The organism is Streptomyces sp. NPDC029044 (assembly GCF_040637495.1).
Classification (GTDB): Bacteria; Actinomycetota; Actinomycetes; order Streptomycetales; family Streptomycetaceae; genus Streptomyces.
Genome location: NZ_JBEZWN010000150.1, coordinates 1 through 2271 on the forward strand (window position 1 = coordinate 1; position 2271 = coordinate 2271).

Sequence of the window (2271 nt, forward strand, 5' to 3'; positions counted from 1 at the left end):
ATCGCCTTGATCGCCTGCCATCCTCCCGCGCGTGACCCCGGGGCTCTTGACGTGGAAGCGACAGGGGTAGACCGGCCCGGGACGTACGCCTCCTGCGGGATGAGCACCCGCTCCGCGGCGGCCTCCGGGCCGGGCACGGGGTGCCCGCCCACCCGGACGGTGCCGCGCGAGGGCGTGAGCAGCCCCGCCACGAGCGCGGTGAGCGTCGACTTGCCTGCGCCGCTGGGGCCGACGACGGCCAGGTGCGCGCCGGGGGGCAGGTCGAGGTCGAGGTCCTGGACGACGGGGGCGCTGGCGGGGCCGTAGGCGAAGGTCACGGAGGTGTGGGAGTGGGCGGGGGGTGTCTCTGCGCCGGGTCCGTTCTGCCTGGGGCTGGGGCTGGGGCTCGGGGCCGTCTGAGGTGTGTCGGCGTCGTCCGGGTCGGGCCGGGTCAGTCTGCGCAGCACCACCGTCAGGCGGGAGCCGCTCGTGCCCAGGCCGTGGATCAGGTTGCGCAGGGCCGGGAGCAGGGACTGGGTGACGTAGGCGAGGGCGCCGACCAGGGCGCCGGCGGTGACGCCGTGGGAGAGGAGCCAGGGGGCGGCGGCGAGCAGCAGCACGATCGGGAGCTGGCCGCCGATCGTCAGGGACACTACCCGCAGCACGCCCCAGTGGGCCAGGGCGCGCGCCGCCCGCAGTTCGGCCTCGACCCGTTCCCCGGTGCCGGCGGCGACGTGCGCCTCCGCGCCCGTCGCGGTGATGTCCCGCAGGCCCGGGCAGACGGTGCCGAGGTCGCCGGCGAGGGCCTCGTCGGCGAGCAGGAACGTCTCCTGCCGCCGGGCGAGCGGCCGCAGCGTCGCGGCGAACAGCGCCACGCCCACGGCCAGGGGCGGTCCCACGACCAGCAGGAGGGGCGGGGCGAGGGTGAACAGGCCCGCCAGGGCGCCGACGGCGGTGACCACGAAGGAGCGGGAGACCATGACCAGCCCGGCGAAGGTGTCCCGGGCGATCTCCACCTGCTGGGTGAGCCCGGACAGGGAACCCGCGTCACCGGTCCGCACCCCGCGCGCGACCACGCGTTCCACGAGCCGGTCCCGGAGCGGTTCGACAAGTGCGGCGACGGCGGCGTAGACCCGGGCGGTCCCGTACGCGCCGAGCAGGACACCGATCCCGGTCACCGCCAGCCAGACCAGTCCGACATCGGCCCGCCCGCGCAGGAATCCGTCGTCCAGGGCACGGGCGGGCCCGTACCCGATGAGGAAGGTCTGCCCCGTCTCCAGGACGGACCAGACGGTGAGCCGCAGCAGGACCCGCCGGCGCGCCAGCAGGAAGCGCAGTCCCCGGGCGGGGAGGGCGTCGGAGGACCGGGCCGTCACGGAGCCGTCCCGTCCCCGGCAGCCGCCCCGGGCCGTATCCCGCTCATGTCGTCATCTCCCTCTGCGTTCCCGCCCCGGGTGTCCGGAACCGGTGGCACGCCGCTGCCGCCCGTGTCCGCGGGCCCGGCCCCCTCCCCGAACACCGCCCGGTACTCCGCGAGCCGCCACAGCTCCTCGTGCCGCCCCACCGCCCGCACCCGCCCCCCGTCCAGCCACGCCACGGCATCGGCGCACGCCGCCGTCGCGCCGCGGTGGGCGACCAGCAGCCGGGTGGTGCCCGGGCCGTCGCCGAACAGCGCGTCGGTGATGTGGCGTTCGGTCACCGTGTCGAGGCTGGAGAGGGCGTCGTCGAGGATCAGCAGGCGGCCACCGTGCGCGAACGCCCGTGCGAGACCCAGCCGTTGGGACTCGCCGCCGGAGCGCGGGGCATCGGCGACGGCCGTGTCGTAGCCGTCCGGGAGGCGGCGCACGAAGTCGTCCGCGAGGGCCGTGCGGGCCGCCTCGCGGATCCGGCCGGGCGAGGGGGACGGCAGACCGAGGCCGATGGCCTGCCCGATCGTGCCGCCGAGGAGGGCGGGGCGGGCGAAGGCGTAGCCGACCGCGCCGCGCAGGTCCTCGTGCGGCAGCTCGCGCAGCGGCACACCGTCGAGGAGCACGTCCCCGGAGTCCGGGTCGGCCAGCCGTCCGGCCAGCGCGGCCAGCAGCGACTTGCCCGCCCCGGACCGGCCGACCACGGCCAGGGTCGTACCGCCCGGGACGTCGAGGTCCACCCCGTCGAGCACGGTGCGTCCGCCGCGCCGTGCCGTCACCCCCCGCAGCTCCAGCCGCCGCCGACCACGGAGGTAGGGCACACATGGCACCGTACGCATCCGACGACAGCACGACCGCCGGAGAGGTCGACGAGCAGCGCTCCGGG

General features: G+C 76.7%; 1 protein-coding gene and 1 pseudogene. Both read right to left on the bottom strand.

Annotation, left to right across the window (positions count from 1 at the left end; translation table 11 throughout):
* Positions 1–1355: ABC transporter ATP-binding protein (locus tag AB0E85_RS39890; protein ID WP_361937651.1), on the bottom strand; the 1355-nt coding region annotated here is incomplete at its 3' end.
* Positions 1352–2182: pseudogene (locus tag AB0E85_RS39895) on the bottom strand (ABC transporter ATP-binding protein); the annotation flags it as partial. The gene AB0E85_RS39890 and the pseudogene AB0E85_RS39895, both read right to left, overlap by 4 nt.
* Between the last annotated feature and the right edge of the window lie 89 nt (positions 2183–2271).